This is a genomic window from Bradyrhizobium sp. USDA3516 (genome assembly GCF_057651995.1).
This window is the reverse complement of sequence record NZ_JBYGYN010000001.1, coordinates 162,893-178,706: the sequence shown is the minus strand read 5'-3', so window position 1 is coordinate 178,706 and position 15,814 is coordinate 162,893. Positions and strand designations below refer to the sequence as shown.

The following is a 15,814-nucleotide window of genomic DNA, read 5'->3' as shown; positions in this document are numbered from 1 at the left end:
GGGCCGGGACGGGCGGGGATGCCGCCCTTCCCCCGCCGTATTCGGCGTGTTAACCGGAGGGCCTGCGAGCGGCGGTATCCCCTGTAGAATGTCCAACGAGCCCGATTCGCTGTTGAAGCCGCGCGAGATGTTCAAAACCTTTTCCCTGACCGGTCTTGCGGCGCTTTTGGCCGCCACCGCACTGACGGCTGCGACGCCGGCAAATGCGCAGATCGGCACGATCTTCTCCGATCCGCCGCCGCTGCGGCCGCCCGGCAGCATTCCGCGCGGCCAGCCCCAGCCGCAGCAGATGCCCGAGGACGACGAAGAGGTGCCGGAGCTGCCGCCGCAGGGCCGGGTGCTGCCGTCGCGCCCGATGCCGCCGCCTCCGGGCCGGCAGGGCAACGTGATGCCGGGGCCGGTCGAGACCCAGCCTTTGGCGCCGCCGCCGGGCTCGACCCTCGCGCCGCCGAACCAGCCGCCTTCCGCCGCGATCGCTCCGCCGGGCGCTCCTGCTGCGCCCGGTCAGCGCCAGCCGCAGCAGAAGGGCGGCGTGCCCCAGGCGCCGGCCAGCCTCCAGCCGGGCGACGAGGTCGTGACCGAGCCGCCGGCCCAGAAGATCGTGAACAAGAAGGCGACCTTCTCCGGCCTCGACAAGATCACCGGGCGCATCATCAATTTCGACGAGGAGATCGGCGAGACCGTCCAGTTCGGTGCGCTCCGCGTCAAGACCAACGCCTGCTATACGCGTCCGGCGACTGAAGCGGCCAACACCGACGCCTTCGTCGAGGTCGACGAGATCACCTTGCAGGGCGAGGTGAAGCGGATCTTCTCGGGCTGGATGTATGCGGCGAGCCCCGGCCTGCACGGCGTTGAGCATCCGATCTACGACATCTGGCTGACCGACTGCAAAGAGCCGCAGCAGACCGTCGCCACCGCGGCACCGGATCCGGCCGCGGCCAAGCCGCCGCCACCGCCGCCCGCGCAGAAGAAGGCCGCGCCCAAGCAGGTGCAGCAGCGCCCGCCGCAGCCGCTGCCGCCGATCCAGCAGCAGCAACCGGCGCCGCCACCGCCGCCACCACCGGAGCAGCGCCCAGGCCTGTTCGGCATCCCCGGATTTGGCCGTTAACCGAGCTGTCCGTTATTGCCGCGAGGCGATGATCTCGAGGGCGCGTGCGCCCGGGATCGCTTCGCCGGCGGAGAGCTTCAGGAAATCGCCGGGCGCGCCGGCCAGCGCCTTGTCGAGCAGGGCGGTGTAGCGTCGGCGCGAGATTTCGACGGCGCCGAAGCTCTTCAGGTGCTCGGTGACATATTGGGTGTCGAGCAGCTCGAAGCCGCCGTGAATGAGCCGAGCGACCAGATGCACCAGCGCGACCTTCGAGGCATCGCGCACGGTGTGGAACATGCTCTCGCCGAAGAAGGCCCGCCCCAGGCTGACGCCGTAGAGACCGCCGACGAGATCGTCGCCCTGCCAGGCTTCGACGCTGTGGCAATGGCCGAGCTCGAACAGCCCGCCATAGAGGTCGCGGATGCGCTTGTTGATCCAGGTATCCTCGCGGCCCACCTGCGGCGCCGCGCAGCCGGCGATGGTCGCCTTGAACGCGCTGTTGACGGTGACGCGAAACTGATCCGAGCGCACCGTGCGCGCGAGGCGCGAGGCGACGCGGAAGCCGTCGAGCGGGATGACGCCGCGCAGCTCCGGCTCGACCCAGAACAGGGTCGGATCGTCGGCGCTTTCCGCCATCGGAAAGATGCCGCAGGCATAAGCGCGCAGCAGCACGGCCGGCGTGATTTCAGACGGGGCGGAGTCGCGCGAAGTCATGGCTTGCCATCATAGCAGGATCGCAACGCGGTTGCGATGGGTGCGGCCGGACCGCTCAGCTCGCGGCGGCGGTGCTGGTCTTGCCGACGCTTGCGGGCATGCGACCGAACTTCAGCACGACACGGGTTCCGGAATGCGCGGGGTCGCGCTCGACCGTGGCGTCGAGCTTGGTGGCCATGGCCGCGACGATGCGCTGGCCCATGCCGGTGGAGCGCGGATCGGCCTTGGCGTTGTCGCCGACGCCGTCGTCGGTGATCGAGAGCAGGAGGACGTCGCCTTGCGAGATCAGCTCGACATGGATCGGGCCGGCGCCGTCGGGATAGGCGTATTTCACCGCGTTCATCACCAGCTCGTTGACGATGATGCCGACGGCGACCGCACGGTCCGGATCGATCTCGATCGGCTCGGCCTTTAGCGTCAGCCGCGACATGCGGTTGCCCTCGGCCGACCGGCGGAGATCCTCGAGCAGAGAGTCCAGATACTGATTGAGGACCACGCTCTTGAGATCCTGCGAGGTGTAGAGGCGGCGGTGCACCTGCGCCACGGCGGCGACGCGGCCCATCGCATTGGTCAGCGCCGCCTTGACCTCGTCCTGCGCGGCGGAGCTTGCCTGCAGGTGCAGCAGCGAGGCGATGATCTGGAGCGAGTTGCCGACGCGGTGGTTGACCTCGCGCAGCAGCAGCTCGCGTTCGGCGGCGAGCGCCGCGTAGCGGTCGCGCGAGGCATGGATCTCGGCCTCGGCTTCCTCGCGTGCGCGCTGCAGCTCGGCCTGGCGTAGCGCGCCTTCGGCGGCGACGTGGAGGAGCGGGATGAAGTCGCCCTGGACGTCCTTGACCAGATAGTCGGCCGCTCCCGCCTTGAGCGCCGTCACCGCAATGCTGGAATCCTGCGACGCCGTGACGAACACGACGGGCGGCGCGTCCGGGATCGCCATGATCTGCTCGAGCGTCTCGAGCCCGTCGAGGCCCGGCATGTACTGGTCGAGGGCGACGACGTCGATGCCGCCTTCGGCGCCGTTCCGGGCGGCGGCGCGGCGGATGCGCTCGAGGCCTTCCTCGCCGCTCGCGGCATGCACGACCCGGAAGCCGCGCCGCGTCAGGCCGCGATCGACCAGGCGGGCCAGCGCCCCGTCGTCGTCAATGTAGAGCAGTGTTGGCGTGCGCTGGTTCATGTGGCGGCGGGCGGAACCTGGATGACCGAGAAGAACAGACCGAGCTGCCGGATGGCGTTGGCGAAATTCTCGTAGTTGACGGGCTTGGTGATGTAGACGTTGCAGCCGAGCTCGTAGCAGCGCTTGATCTCCTGGGAATCGTCGGTGGTGGTCAGAACCACCACGGGCGAGGCCTTCAGGTATTTGTTCTCCTTGATCTGCTTCAGGATGTCGATCCCGGTCATGTCGGGGAGGTTGAGGTCGAGCAGGATCAGGAGCGCGTTGCCCTTCTGCACGAGCCCGGAGCCGTCGGCGCCGAACAGGTGCAGCATGGCGTCAGTGCCGTTGGTGAAGGAGACGATCTCGTTGTTGACGCCCGAGCGGCGGATATTGCGCTCGATCAGACGGGCATGGCCCTCATCGTCCTCGATCATGATGATGGTGACAGGCTGAGTCATCGATCTCGGTTCCGGTTGCTCACGTTCCAGGCGATCGGCAGCGTGATGGTGAAGGTACTGCCGGTGTTGAGTTCCGATGATACCGACATGGTGCCGCCGAGGCGACGCACAAGTGCACGCACATGCGCAAGACCAATGCCCTGGCCGGGCTTGTCTTGGGTTCCCGCGCGGCGGAACAGGTCGAATATCCGCTGGTGGTCCTTGGGATCGATGCCGCGGCCGTTGTCGCTGACCTCGAAGATAGCGTAGCCGAGCTTGGTCCGCCCGCGAATTCTGATCTCGCCGGGCACGCCGGGCTTGAGATATTTGATGGCGTTGTCGATCAGGTTGGAGAAGATCTGCTCGAGGGCAAGACGGTCGCTCACGAGGTTCGGCAGGGGCTCGACGGCAATCTCGGCCTGCGCCTCGGCCGCCTGGTGCGCCAGGGTCGTCACGATGGCCTCGATCAACTCGCGCGTGTCGACCTTCACCGGCTGGAATTCGCGCCGACCCTCGCGGGTGAGGTTGAGGATGGCCGAGATCAGCCGGTCCATCTTGGCGATCGACGATTTGATGAAGCCGAGCGCTTCGGAGAAATCCTCCGAGAGCTGCTTGTCGGCGCCCTCGAGCGCGATCTCGCCCGGCGCGGTGGGCGCGAGCGGCGCTCCCTCCACGTGGACCTGCGCGAGGCTGCCGACGCGGCGGAAGATGTCGCCGCCGAGCTCTTCGAGCTCGCTGGTGAAGCCCATGATGTTGACGAGTGGCGAGCGCAGATCGTGGCTGACGATGTAGGCAAAGCGCTGGATCTCGTCGTTGGCTTCGCGCAGGTCCGCCGTGCGCTCGTCGACGACGGCCTCGAGGTTGGCGTAGGCTTCGCGCAGGCGGCTCTCGGCCTCGTCGCGCGCGCGGGCCGACCGCCGCACCAGCCAGATCGAGATCAGCGCCAGCACCACGACGAGGCCGGAGCCGATACCAGTCATCGAAGCGGCCAGGGTCTGGCTGCGGTCGGAGTTGACGGTACGAAGGCGGAACAGCCGTTCCTCTTCCTGAAGCATTCCCGTCGCGACTTTGGCGATCGCGGCCGTGGTATCGGCGGACGCCAGCTCGCTCACCAGCGCTGCGGCCTTCTCCGGCTGATCCTGGCGGATGAAATCCATCTCCTGCGCGAATTGGCCGAGCCGCGTCTCGATCGCCGAACTCAGCGTTTCGATGCTCTTGCGCTGTTGCGGATTGTCGCCGATCAGGCGTGTGAGCCTGTCGAGCGCAGGCACGACCGCAGCGACCGCCTTGTCATGGTCTGCCTTGAAATCCGATCGTCGGGTCAGCAGGTAGCCGCGGGCGGTGCTTTCCGCGCGCCGGATTTCCAGCAGGAGGGCGTTGATCTGGTTTTCAGCCTCGATGGTGTGAATCACCCATTTGTTGTCCTCCCGCGCCTTGTTGACGAGATACACGGAACCGGCGCTGATGCCGGTCAGCACAAAAAGACCCGCTGCGAACAGCAGGATCTGCCAGAACGCGCGCCGTCGCTGGCCTTCAGCGGTCACGACGGTTCACCTGTCTGCAGGCAATGGAGTTCAAAACGCCCCCTTGGAACTGGCCCCAACCGTCCAGAACGCGACTGGAGGTAACGGGTTCCATAGAGGATGTGATTATCGCGGCGCTGGTTCCACCTTGCCGGCCAGGTACTGTTCCAGCCAGTGGATGTGGTAGTCGCCGTTGATGATGTCGTCCTGGCGCACGAGGTCGCGGAATAGCGGCAGCGTCGTCTCGATGCCGTCGACCACCATCTCGTCCAGCGCCCGGCGCAGCCGCATCAGGCATTCGGCGCGGGTCTTGCCGTGGACGATCAGCTTGCCGACCAGCGAGTCGTAATAGGGCGGAATGGTGTAACCCTGATAGACGGCGGAATCGATTCGGACGCCCAGGCCGCCGGGCGGGTGATACTGCGTGATGCGGCCCGGCGAAGGCCGGAAGGTTTGCGGATTCTCGGCGTTGATGCGGCACTCGATTGCGTGGCCGATGATCTGAACCTCATCCTGCTTCGCGGGCAGGTGGCCGCCGGCGGCGATGCGGATCTGCTCCAGCACGAGGTCGATGTCGGTGATGCTCTCGGTGACCGGGTGCTCCACCTGGATGCGGGTGTTCATCTCGATGAAGTAGAACTCGCCGTCCTCGAACAGGAACTCGATGGTGCCGACGCCGAGATATTTCATCTCGCGCATCGCTTTGGCGCAGGTCTCGCCGATCTTCGCGCGCGCGGCGGCCGCGAGCACGGGCGAGGGGCCTTCCTCCCAGACCTTCTGGTGGCGGCGCTGCAGCGAGCAATCGCGCTCGCCGAGATGGATCGCGCCGCCGCGGCCGTCGCCGAGGATCTGGATCTCGATGTGGCGCGGCTTCTGCAGGTATTTTTCCAGGTAGACGGAGGCATCGCCAAAGGCGGATTTGGCCTCGTTGGCCGCCGTCGATAAGGCGACCTGGAGGTCGGCTTCGCTGTGCGCGACCTTCATGCCGCGGCCGCCGCCGCCCGCCGCCGCCTTCACCAGCACGGGGAAGCCGATTGTCCTCGCGATCGCCATCGCATCGTCGTCGGGCCCGACGGCGCCGTCGGAGCCGGGCACCACCGGGATGCCGAGGCGCTTGGCGGTCTTCTTGGCCTCGATCTTGTCGCCCATCAGGCGGATGTGCTCGGCCTTCGGGCCGATGAAGTGCAGATTGTGCTCGGCGAGGATTTCCGCAAAGCGCGCGTTCTCGGACAGGAAGCCGTAACCGGGATGCACGGCATCGGCGCCCGTGATCTCGCAGGCCGCGAGCAGGGCGGGCACGTTGAGATAGCTGTCCTTGGACGCCGGCGGCCCGATGCAGACGCTCTCGTCCGACAGCCGCACATGCATGGCATCGGCATCGGCAGTGGAGTGCACGGCGACGGTCGCGATGCCGAGCTCCTTGCAGGCCCTGAGGATGCGAAGGGCGATCTCGCCGCGATTGGCTATGAGGATCTTGTCGAACATGTTGTCCTGTCGCGAATGGCGAGTGGCGAATGGCGAGTAGGGAAAGGCTGACGCCATTCGCTATTCGCTATTCCCCATTCGCGTCACTCAATGATCACCAGCGGCTCGCCGTACTCGACCGGCTGGCCGTCCTCGACCAGGATCTGCGTCACCGTGCCGGCGCGCGGCGAGGGGATCTGGTTCATCGTCTTCATGGCTTCGATGATCAGCAGGGTCTGGCCGACCGAGACCTTGGTTCCGACGTCGATGAACGGCTTTGCGCCGGGCTCCGGCGCCCAATAGGCGGTGCCGACCATCGGCGAGGTCACGGCGCCGGGATGCTTCGACAGATCGGCCGCGGCAGGGGCGGCCGCGGTGGCGCTTGCGGCTGCCGGAAGCGCGGCCGGAGCGGCCGCCATCGGCATCGGCATGGTCGCGGCAACGCTAATGTTGCGGGCGACGCGCAGGCGCAGGCCCGCCCGCTCGATCTCGATCTCGGTGAGGCTGGTCTCATCGAGCAGAAGTGCCAGCTCGCGGACGAGCGCGGAATCCTCGCTGGAAAACTTTGCGGCTGCTTTGTCGTCTGGCTGGCGCGCCATGTTGTTTGATCCGAATGTTCTGTTGGAAGGGAGCGTCAGGCGCTTGGCTTGATGCCGAGCTTGGCGGCAAGGCCCTGGATGGCGAGGCGGTAGCCCTCGATCCCGAAACCGCAGAGCGAGGCGAAAGCCGCGCGCGCGGTGTAGGAATGGTGGCGAAAGCTCTCGCGGGCGTGGATGTTGGTCACATGCACCTCGACGGTCGGAATTTGCGCTGCGAGCAGCGCATCGTGCAGTGCGATCGAGGTGTGGGAATAGCCGCCGGCATTGATGATGATGCCCTTCATCTTGCGCCGATGCGCCTCGTGGATGAAGTCGATCAGCTCGCCTTCGCGGTTGGACTGCCGACAGTCCGCCTTCAGGCCGAACGTGGCGGCCGTGTCCCGGCACAGCGCCTCGACGTCGGCCAGCGTCGCATGGCCATACTTGTCGGGCTCGCGGGTCCCCAGCATGTTGAGGTTCGGCCCGTTCAGGACGAGGATCGTGTCGGTTGCAGGTTCGGCCATTCCAATCCCGGAAAAGAGGTGTTTCGGCGTGGCGGGGGTTATAGGTAACAAAGCGCGTGAGGGGAAGCCTTGAACGGCCTCGAGGGCAGGTTCAAGCACCTCATCCAGTGCGCAAAAACCTGTGCGGAAACCACGGAAATTGCTTGTTAACCGGTCGGAAGCATGGCTGCAGGGCGCATGCAAAGGGGGCGGGCATCGCTGCCCGCCCCTAGAGCTTGCCGGTGTCCGGCCTTAGACGTTCAGGACGGCCACGATCTCATAGGTGTCCGGATTGATGATCACGATCTCTTCCCGGACCAGCACGTACTTGTAGGCCCGCCACTCCGGATAGATGGTCACGACCCGCGACGGCAGGGCGTGCAGGGTAATGCCCTCGCGCGGGATGCGGGTGCCGACCGAGATCGAGAAGTTCACGTTCGTCACGGGGGCGACACGCTGCTCGCGGATCACGGACGTGATCTGCGTGCGCTGCTCGGTCGAAAGCTTGGCCGCGGCGCCAGCCTGGCCGACCGTGGTCGAGCTCTGGCCCTGCGCGTTCTGGTTCGTGCTCGTGCCGGTCTGGCCCTGGGCATTCTGGTTGGTGCTGGTGCCGGTGCCCTTCTGGGTCTCGGCATTGTTGGTCGAGGTGCCGCTCTTGCTGCCCTCAGCCTTCATGTCCTTCTGGTCCTTAGCTCCAGACTTGCCGGTGTCCTGGCTCATGCTCTTGGACTTGTCCTGCTGGGACTTGTCCATCTGACCCTGCGCGCGTTCGTCGGTGCGCTGGCCCTTGGTGGTGCCAGACTTGTCCTCGGCCGCGTTCTTGTTCATCGCGCCGCCCGAAGGGCGCTCGTCCTTCATCGCGCCCGACTTGTCTTCAGACCTCATCGAGCCGGCCTGGCCAACGGTCCCCTTGTCATGGCTCTCGCGACCCATTGACCCGCCGCGCTCAGCAGCGCCTCCGGAAGGCTGTGAATGCTGCATCTGCGTGCCACCGGCGCCGCCGCCGCTGTCGCGGCCCATATTGCCTTGCGCGTTCGCGAGGCCCGTGCCTGCGACGAGCGCGACTGCGGCAACCGAAATCATAAAGCGGTTCAACATCGAAATTCTCCTCAGGTGTTCATTCGCGTCATTGCCCGCGCCGACAACGAAAGGAGATTTGAGTTGTTCCGGAACTTCGACTGTTCCGCGGCATTTGTTTGTTGAACGCCAGATGAATGACTTTGCACGAAGGCGCCAACGTTCCGCGCAAGAAAAAAGCCGGCATGTCTGCCGGGCTTTTCTGTTCTCGCTATCGTAAAACGTGTGATCAGCAAGTCGCCTTGCCGCAACGGGCAATGCCGATCTTCTCCTTGAGGCTTTCGACGCCGACGGCGCCGATCACGATCTGCTTGCCGATGACGTAGCTCGGCGTCCCGTTCATGCCCATCGCTTCGGCGAGCTTGAAATTCTCCTCGAGGGTGGCGCGGACCTCGGGGCTGGAAATGTCCTTTTCGATGCGAGCCGTGTCCAGGCCGGCCTCCTTGGCGGCCTGCATCGCGCGGGCCTTGTCGGCGGCGCCGCGGCCGCCGAGCAGCTTCTGGTGGAAGTCGAGATATTTCTTGCCGGAGGGATCCTGCATGCGCACCGCGACCCCGACCTGCGCCGCTTCGACCGAGCCCTGGCTCAGCACCGGAAACTCCTTCAGCACCACCTTCAGCTTCGGATCGCCCTTCATGATGGTCATCATGTCGTCCATCGCGCGTTTGCAATAGCCGCAATTGTAGTCGAAGAACTCGACGAAGGTGACGTCGCCGTCCCGGTTGCCGAGCACCACCTGGCGCGGTGAGTTGAAGATCGCCTCGGCGTTCTGCGCGATGCTGGCTTCGTGCTTCTGCGTTTCAGCCGCGGCCTGGCGCTTGCTGAGCTCGGCCATGGCCTCCTCGAGCACCTCGGGATGGCTGACGAGATAGTTCTTGATGATCTTCTCGATCTCGGTGCGCTGGCTGTCGGAGAAACTGTCGGCCGAGGCGGGCACGGCTGCGCCGAACATGGCGAGCGCGAACAGGGCAGGGGCGAGCAGGCGCAGCGAAGGCATAGTCAAATCCTCTTTATCCAAAGCAGGTTTCGAGAAACGTCCCGGCGGAGTGAGGCCCTGTGTCGTGACGTCGTGGTCGGGCGTCGTTCGAGTTGCGTCAGTTGCGCGGCGGCTTAGCCGCGACGATGTCGTCGGCCTTGACCCATCCGGGCGTGCCGACGGCGAAACGGGTTTTCGCGCGCGTGGCGAGCTCGCGGGCGGTCTTGTTGTCGCCGCGCAAATAGGCGGCCTGGGCCGAGGCGAGATCCGCCTCCGCATAATCTCCCTTCCGGCCATAGGCCATCGCGAGCTGGGTATAACCGAGCGCCGCCTCGGGCTCCCGGGCCACCGCGGCGCGGAGAATCCGAACGGCCTCGTCGGTGTAGGCCTTATTATCGGTTCCGACCAGAGCCTGCCCAAGTAACATCTCGATGAGGGGGGCGTTGCTCGAGAGGGCGGCGGCCTTGCGCAACGGAGCCACCGCTTCGGCCGCCTTGCCGCTTTCGAGGAGCGCCTGGCCGCGCACCTCGTAGAAATACGGGTTGTTCGGCTGCACCTGGATCAGTGCGTCGATCTGGGCGAGCGCGCTGCGCAGATCGCCGTGCAGATAGGTGCTGATGGCGCGGGCATAGCGCGCCGGCAGGCTGTCGTTGCTCTGGGGATAGCGGCGGTACACCGTCTCCGGACGCTCCATGAACGCTGAGATCTTGGCGCGGACCATGTCGTGCCGAAGCTGGAGCGCGGGATCGTCCTTCTTGTTCCAGTAGGGGCTGGAGCTTGCGAACTCCTGCAGCGCGGCGACGCGCTCGGCCGGCATCGGATGCGATTGCAGGTAGGGATCGGCACCGCGCGCGGCGAACAGGCTCTCGCTGCTGAATCGCTTGAACGTCTCGTACATGCCCTTGGGCGATTGCTGGGTCGCCGCCAGGAATTTCACGCCGGCACGGTCGGCGTTCTCCTCCTGCTGGCGTTGGTAGGACAGCAGCGTCCGGCGGATCACCTCCTGCGGAGCGGCGATCGCGGCGGCGCCGGCATTGGCGAGCCCGTTGTTGCCCGTGCTGCTGCGCTGGGTGCTGCCGGCCGCAATCGCGCCGGCGCCGAGCAGCATCGCGATGATCATCTGGGTCTGGGCGGCGGCGAGCTGCTCGCGCAGCTTGGACAGATGGCCGCCGGCCAGATGTCCGGTCTCGTGCGCGAGCACGCCGATGATCTGGTTCGGCGTCTCCGATTGCAGGATCGCGCCCCAATTGACGAAGATGCGGCGGCCGTCCGCGACGAAGGCGTTGAACGAGCCGTCGTTGATGATCACCATCTGGATGTTCTGCTTCTCCAGACCCGCAACGCGCAGGATCGGGCGCGTATATTCGCGCAGCAGCTGTTCGGTCTCGGTGTCGCGCAGGATCGGCGGCCCCTTGGCCTGCGCACGCGCGGCCGAGAACGGCGTCAGCGCGATCGCCGTGGCGGTGACGAGGGCGGTGAGGACGGAGGCCTTCTTGCGCAATGCGATCTGGAGCGACATCAAGCGGTCTTGGTCAAAAGGGGCTCGGTCAAGTGATCTTGGTCAAGCAGTTCAGTGATTGGTTTTGGTGATTGGCGGCGGACCGGATACGCGATATGCCCTTGTGAGCGGTGCCCTTATGAGCCGTACAATGCGGCCAGTCTGGGGCACAAGCGCCCCATTTACGGACCGGTTCGCCAGCCAATAGCAGAAATCGATGCACGACGCGACATTGAGGAACCGGTTGGGGCAGTGGCTCGAGCCCTCCCGCCGCAGCGATGTTCCCCCGTTCATGGTGATGGATGTCATGGCCGCGGCGGCCCGAATCGAGGCCGCCGGCGGTCATGTCATCCACATGGAGGTCGGCCAGCCCGCGGCCGGCGCGCCCAAGAGTGCGATCGCGGCCGCCCATGTGGCGCTCGAGGCCGGACGGATCGACTACACCTCGGCGCTCGGCATCCCCTCCTTGCGCGCGCGCATCGCACGCCATTATCGCGACACCTATGGCTGCGATGTCAGCCCCGATCGGATCGTGGTGACGACGGGCTCGTCCGGCGGCTTCATCCTGGCCTTCCTGTCGATGTTCGAGCCCGGCGATCGCGTCGCCGTGACGGTGCCGGGCTATCCGCCGTATCGACACATCCTGACCGCGCTCGGCTGCGAGCCGGTGCTGATCGAGACCACGAACGAGACGCGTCACGCGCTGACCGGCGAGGCGCTGCTCGCGGCCCATCGCAAGGCGCCGCTGAAGGGTGTTCTGGTCGGCAGTCCCGCCAATCCGACCGGCACGATGATGTCCCGTGAGGCGCTTGCCGGCCTGATCGCGGCGGCGGAAGACGCTGGCATCCGTTTCATCTCCGACGAGATCTATCATGGGCTCGATTACGCGTTTCCGGCCGTGACGGCGGCCACGCTGTCCGAGCACGCGCTCGTGATCAATTCGTTCTCGAAGTATTTCTGCATGACCGGTTGGCGCGTCGGCTGGATGGTGGTGCCCGAGATCCTGGTGCGGCCGATCGAACGGCTGCAGCAGAACCTCTCGATCTCGGTGCCCTCGCTGTCGCAGATCGCAGCCGAGGCCGCCTTCGACGGTGCGGCCGAGATGGAAGCGATCAAGCACGGCTACCAGGAAAACCGGCGTGTCCTGATCGATGGTTTGCCCAAGGCCGGACTGACGAAATTCCTGCCGGCTGACGGCGCCTTCTATCTCTATGCCGACGTCTCGGACTTCACCTCGGACAGTTTCGAATTCGCCAAGCAGATGCTGGAGCAGGCGCGCGTGGCGGCAACGCCCGGCCTCGACTTCGATCCCGTCCATGGCCGTTCGTTCATCCGCTTTTCCTATGCACGTTCGCTCGACGAGATGCGGGAGGCAGTTGACCGGATCGCTCACTGGCTTAAATAGCGGCCAGTTTTCGACAGCCTTCCGGAGTTCGACGTGCCTGACCGTTCCACCCCGTCCGCCGCTACGCCACATTCTTCTCTCGCCGCATTGATGTGGCCGACACGACCGGGCGAAGCCGTCGGCGGCTTTCGTGCCGTCGTGCTGATTGCGCTCGGCACTGCGTTGATGGCGCTGTCGGCCAAGGTGAACCTGCCGCTGCCCTACGTGCCGATGACGCTGCAGACGCTGGTGGTGCTGATGATCGGTGCCGCCTATGGCTGGCGCCTTGGCAGCGCAACCATGATCGCTTACCTCGCCGAGGGCGCGATCGGGCTGCCGGTGTTCGCTGGCCCTGTGGGCGGGATAGCGCCGCTGGTCGGGCCGACCGCAGGCTATCTGTTCGGCTTCGTGCTGGCCGCGTTCGCGACCGGCTGGCTCGCCGAGCGCGGCTGGGATCGCAGCGTGATGCTGCTGTTTGCAGCGATGGCTGTTGGCCACATCGTCATTCTCGCGGCCGGATTCGGCTGGCTGGCATTTGGCCTTGGCCTCGGCGCCGCCAAGGCCTGGCAGGTCGGCATCGTGCCGTTCATCGCGGCCTCGCTGGTCAAGAATGCGCTCGGCGCGACCCTGATGCCGGCGGCGCGCCGGATTGTCGAGCGCCGCGGGTAAAGCGCGATACAACCAGCAGTTTGAATTGACAGGGCCGGCCAAGTTGATCTTGGCTGGCCCAAGCGTTTGAGGGGAGTGAAGCGATGACGACGACAACGATGGCGGGGGCGCCGGTCGCGCCGCCCGCCGCCAAGCCGTGGTACAAAGTCCTCTACATCCAGGTGTTGATCGCCATCGCGCTGGGCGCCATCGTCGGATGGCTGTGGCCGTCCGTCGCCACCAACGAATGGATCAAGGCGCTCGGCGACGGCTTCATCAAGCTGATCAAGATGGTGATCGCCCCGATCATCTTCTGCACCGTCGTCTCCGGCATCGCCCACATCCAGGACGCCAAGAAGGTGGGGCGCATCGGCGTCAAGGCGCTGGTCTATTTCGAGGTCGTCTCGACCTTCGCCCTGGTGCTCGGCCTCGTCGTCGGCAATCTCGTCAAGCCGGGCTCCGGCTTCGGCGGCGGAGCGGCAAACGAAGCGGCCGTTGCAAACTACGCCAAGCAGGCGGCGGGCCAGAAGTCCGTCGACTTCGTGCTGCACATCATCCCGGACACTGTGGTCGGCGCCTTCGCGCAAGGCGAGATCCTTCAGGTGCTGCTGTTCGCGATATTGTTCGGCTTCGCCTTGATGAGCCTCGGTGAGCGCGGCCACACCATTCGCAGCTTCATCGACGATGCCGCGCACGCGGTATTCGGCGTCATCTCGATCGTGATGCGCGCGGCGCCGATCGGCGCGTTCGGTGCGATGGCCTATACGATCGGCAAGTTCGGCACCGGCGCGATCCTCAATCTGATCGGCCTGATCGCGACGTTCTACGTCACGGCTGCGCTGTTCGTGTTCGTCGTGCTCGGCCTCATCGCGCGCATGGCCGGGTTCTCGATCTTCAAGTTCCTCGCCTACATCAAGGACGAGCTCTTGATCGTGCTCGGCACCTCGTCCTCGGAGAGTGCGCTGCCGTCCTTGATGGAGAAGCTGGAGCGGCTCGGCTGCTCCAAGTCGGTAGTCGGCCTCGTCGTGCCCACGGGCTACTCGTTCAATCTCGACGGCACCAACATCTACATGACGCTGGCGACATTGTTCATCGCGCAGGCGCTCGGCGTCGATCTCTCCTTCGGCCAGCAGGTGACCATCCTGGTGGTGGCGATGCTGACCTCGAAGGGTGCCTCCGGCATCACCGGCGCGGGCTTCATCACGCTGGCGGCGACGCTCGCCGTGGTCGATCCGCGCCTCGTGCCGGGCATGGCGATCGTGCTCGGCATCGACAAGTTCATGAGCGAGTGCCGCGCGCTGACCAATCTGTGCGGCAACGGCGTCGCCTGCGTGATCGTCGCCTGGTGGGAAGGCGAGCTCGACCGCGACAAGCTCAACGCCAATCTTGCCAAGGAGATCGATCCGACCGACATGGAGACGGCGATCACGACGGACTGATCGGGCTCTGGCAGCGCGGCGCGAGCTGCGCTGTCAGGTCTTCAAGGAATAGGGCTGATCGAGCTGCTCGATCAGCCCTTTTTCTTTTGGCTAAAACCGCTCGGCCCGATACGGCGTGGGATCGACCGCCGGCGTTTCGCCGCTCATCATCTCCGCGAGCAGGCGTCCGGTCGCCGGTCCCAGCGTGAAGCCTTGATGGCCGTGGCCGAAATTCATCCAGAGGCCGGGGTGGCGCGGGGCGGGGCCGAGCACCGGCAGCATGTCGGGCGTGCAGGGCCGCGTGCCGAACCACGGATCGGGCTCGACCCGCTTGCCGAGATCGATCAGCTCGCGCGCGGAGGCTTCGGCGCTGGCGAGCTGCACCGGTGTCGCGAGCGCGTCAGCGCCCGTCAATTCGGCGCCGGTGGTGATGCGGATGCCCTTGGCCATCGGCCCCATGGCGTAGCCGCCGCTTTTGTCGATGAGAGGCAGGTCGAGCGAAGCGCCGCCGCTGTAATGCATGTGGTAGCCGCGCTTGCGCACCAGCGGGATGCGATAGCCGAACTTGTACAACAAATCGGGCGACCACGGCCCGAGCGTTACGACGGCGTTTGCAGCGTCGATGCGGCCCTGGTCGGTGTCGACCGACCAGCCGGTCGTGGTCTGCTGCAGCGACTGGGCATCACCGAGCACGATCCTGCCGCCGAGTCGCTCGAACAGCTCGGCATAGGCCGTGACCAGCGCGCCGGGGTCGGACACGGTCCAGGTGTCGAGCCAATGGATCGCGCCCGGGAGATCGTCGCGCAGGATCGGCTCGGCTTTGGCAAGCTCGCTGCCCGACAGCACGCGATAGTTCACGCCGAATTCACGCTGATCTTCTTCCGCCGCCTTGATCGAGAGATCCAACGAAGCGCGATCGCGAAACAGCGCCCGGTAGCCGGCGCGGCGGATGAGATTGTCGGCATGCGCCTCGCGGATCAGGGTGTCGTGCTCGGCCGTTGCGTAGGCGATCAGCCGTGCCCAGGCCTCGATCGCCTCGCGATGCCGCTTCGGCGCCGAATGCCACCAGTAACGGAGCAGGGGCTCGACGTGGAGATGCAGCGACGAGAGGCTGTAGCGCACGTCGTTGGTGCGGCCGGTCGCGATCTTCAAGAGCGAAGCGAGGTCGCGCGGCATCGGATAGGGGCGTACCGCCTCGGCCTGGATCATTCCGGCATTGCCGTAGCTGGTCTCGCGGCCCGGCTCCCTGCGATCGACCAGCGTCACCGACCAGCCGCGCCGCTGCAGATGCAGCGCGGCGCCCACGCCCACCATGCCGCCGCCGAGAATGATCGCGCTTTGCATCGCAACTGACCTC

The 15,814-nt window shown here is 65.9% G+C and carries 16 protein-coding genes; 5 read left to right on the top strand and 11 right to left on the bottom strand.

Features of this window, described 5'->3' with window-relative positions; all coding sequences use genetic code 11:
- Window positions 1-88 precede the first annotated feature (88 nt).
- A complete protein-coding gene (locus tag AC24YW_RS00985; RefSeq protein ID WP_487480946.1) occupies window positions 89-1,108 on the top strand; it encodes a DUF2155 domain-containing protein in 1,020 nt (339 codons plus the stop codon).
- A 12-nt stretch (window positions 1,109-1,120) separates the two neighbouring features.
- Here the strand turns inward: AC24YW_RS00985 and aat are convergent, their stop codons facing one another.
- From aat to AC24YW_RS00945, 8 genes are all read right to left on the bottom strand, one after another.
- On the bottom strand, window positions 1,121-1,801 hold the full coding sequence (gene aat, locus AC24YW_RS00980; RefSeq protein WP_487480945.1) for a leucyl/phenylalanyl-tRNA--protein transferase: 681 nt from the start codon (window positions 1,799-1,801) through the stop codon (window positions 1,121-1,123).
- A 55-nt stretch (window positions 1,802-1,856) separates the two neighbouring features.
- Window positions 1,857-2,972 (bottom strand): sensor histidine kinase, encoded by a 1,116-nt coding sequence (locus AC24YW_RS00975; RefSeq protein WP_487480944.1) that lies wholly within the window; start codon window positions 2,970-2,972, stop codon window positions 1,857-1,859.
- Complete coding sequence (locus tag AC24YW_RS00970; protein ID WP_487480943.1) at window positions 2,969-3,409, bottom strand: response regulator; 441 nt, start codon at window positions 3,407-3,409, stop codon at window positions 2,969-2,971. The genes AC24YW_RS00975 and AC24YW_RS00970 overlap by 4 nt, the downstream gene beginning before the upstream one ends.
- Window positions 3,406-4,932, bottom strand: coding sequence for a sensor histidine kinase (locus AC24YW_RS00965; protein ID WP_487480942.1), 1,527 nt, complete (start codon window positions 4,930-4,932; stop codon window positions 3,406-3,408). Before AC24YW_RS00965 ends, AC24YW_RS00970 begins: the two co-directional genes overlap by 4 nt.
- Window positions 4,933-5,037: 105 nt before the next feature.
- Window positions 5,038-6,396, bottom strand: coding sequence for an acetyl-CoA carboxylase biotin carboxylase subunit (accC, locus tag AC24YW_RS00960; RefSeq protein ID WP_487481829.1), 1,359 nt, complete (start codon window positions 6,394-6,396; stop codon window positions 5,038-5,040).
- Window positions 6,397-6,479: 83 nt separating this feature from the next.
- Window positions 6,480-6,974, bottom strand: coding sequence for an acetyl-CoA carboxylase biotin carboxyl carrier protein (accB, locus tag AC24YW_RS00955; protein WP_487480941.1), 495 nt, complete (start codon window positions 6,972-6,974; stop codon window positions 6,480-6,482).
- Window positions 6,975-7,009: 35 nt separating this feature from the next.
- A complete protein-coding gene (gene aroQ, locus AC24YW_RS00950) occupies window positions 7,010-7,477 on the bottom strand; it encodes a type II 3-dehydroquinate dehydratase (RefSeq protein WP_487480940.1) in 468 nt (155 codons plus the stop codon).
- A gap of 231 nt (window positions 7,478-7,708) precedes the next feature.
- Entirely contained in the window at window positions 7,709-8,539 is an 831-nt protein-coding gene (locus AC24YW_RS00945; protein WP_487481828.1) for a DUF1236 domain-containing protein, read from the bottom strand.
- On the opposite strand from AC24YW_RS00945, the gene AC24YW_RS00940 reads away from it, so the two are divergent.
- Window positions 8,429-8,659, top strand: coding sequence for a hypothetical protein (locus tag AC24YW_RS00940; RefSeq protein WP_487481863.1), 231 nt, complete (start codon window positions 8,429-8,431; stop codon window positions 8,657-8,659). The two genes, AC24YW_RS00945 and AC24YW_RS00940, sit on opposite strands and share 111 nt — an antisense overlap.
- 103 nt (window positions 8,660-8,762) lie before the next feature.
- Here the strand turns inward: AC24YW_RS00940 and AC24YW_RS00935 are convergent, their stop codons facing one another.
- Complete coding sequence (locus AC24YW_RS00935; RefSeq protein WP_487480939.1) at window positions 8,763-9,530, bottom strand: DsbA family protein; 768 nt, start codon at window positions 9,528-9,530, stop codon at window positions 8,763-8,765.
- A gap of 97 nt (window positions 9,531-9,627) precedes the next feature.
- Window positions 9,628-11,028: a M48 family metalloprotease gene (locus AC24YW_RS00930; RefSeq protein ID WP_487480938.1), complete on the bottom strand. Its 1,401-nt coding sequence runs from the start codon at window positions 11,026-11,028 to the stop codon at window positions 9,628-9,630.
- Window positions 11,029-11,224: 196 nt separating this feature from the next.
- On the opposite strand from AC24YW_RS00930, the gene AC24YW_RS00925 reads away from it, so the two are divergent.
- From AC24YW_RS00925 to AC24YW_RS00915, 3 genes are all read left to right on the top strand, one after another.
- Window positions 11,225-12,412 (top strand): pyridoxal phosphate-dependent aminotransferase, encoded by a 1,188-nt coding sequence (locus AC24YW_RS00925; protein ID WP_487480937.1) that lies wholly within the window; start codon window positions 11,225-11,227, stop codon window positions 12,410-12,412.
- A 90-nt stretch (window positions 12,413-12,502) separates the two neighbouring features.
- Complete coding sequence (locus tag AC24YW_RS00920; RefSeq protein WP_487481827.1) at window positions 12,503-13,060, top strand: biotin transporter BioY; 558 nt, start codon at window positions 12,503-12,505, stop codon at window positions 13,058-13,060.
- A gap of 83 nt (window positions 13,061-13,143) precedes the next feature.
- Window positions 13,144-14,478 carry a dicarboxylate/amino acid:cation symporter gene (locus AC24YW_RS00915; RefSeq protein ID WP_487480936.1) on the top strand — a complete coding sequence of 445 codons (1,335 nt, stop codon included), beginning with the start codon at window positions 13,144-13,146 and terminating at the stop codon, window positions 14,476-14,478.
- A gap of 90 nt (window positions 14,479-14,568) precedes the next feature.
- Here the strand turns inward: AC24YW_RS00915 and AC24YW_RS00910 are convergent, their stop codons facing one another.
- Window positions 14,569-15,801: an NAD(P)/FAD-dependent oxidoreductase gene (locus AC24YW_RS00910; protein WP_487480935.1), complete on the bottom strand. Its 1,233-nt coding sequence runs from the start codon at window positions 15,799-15,801 to the stop codon at window positions 14,569-14,571.
- Between the last annotated feature and the right edge of the window lie 13 nt (window positions 15,802-15,814).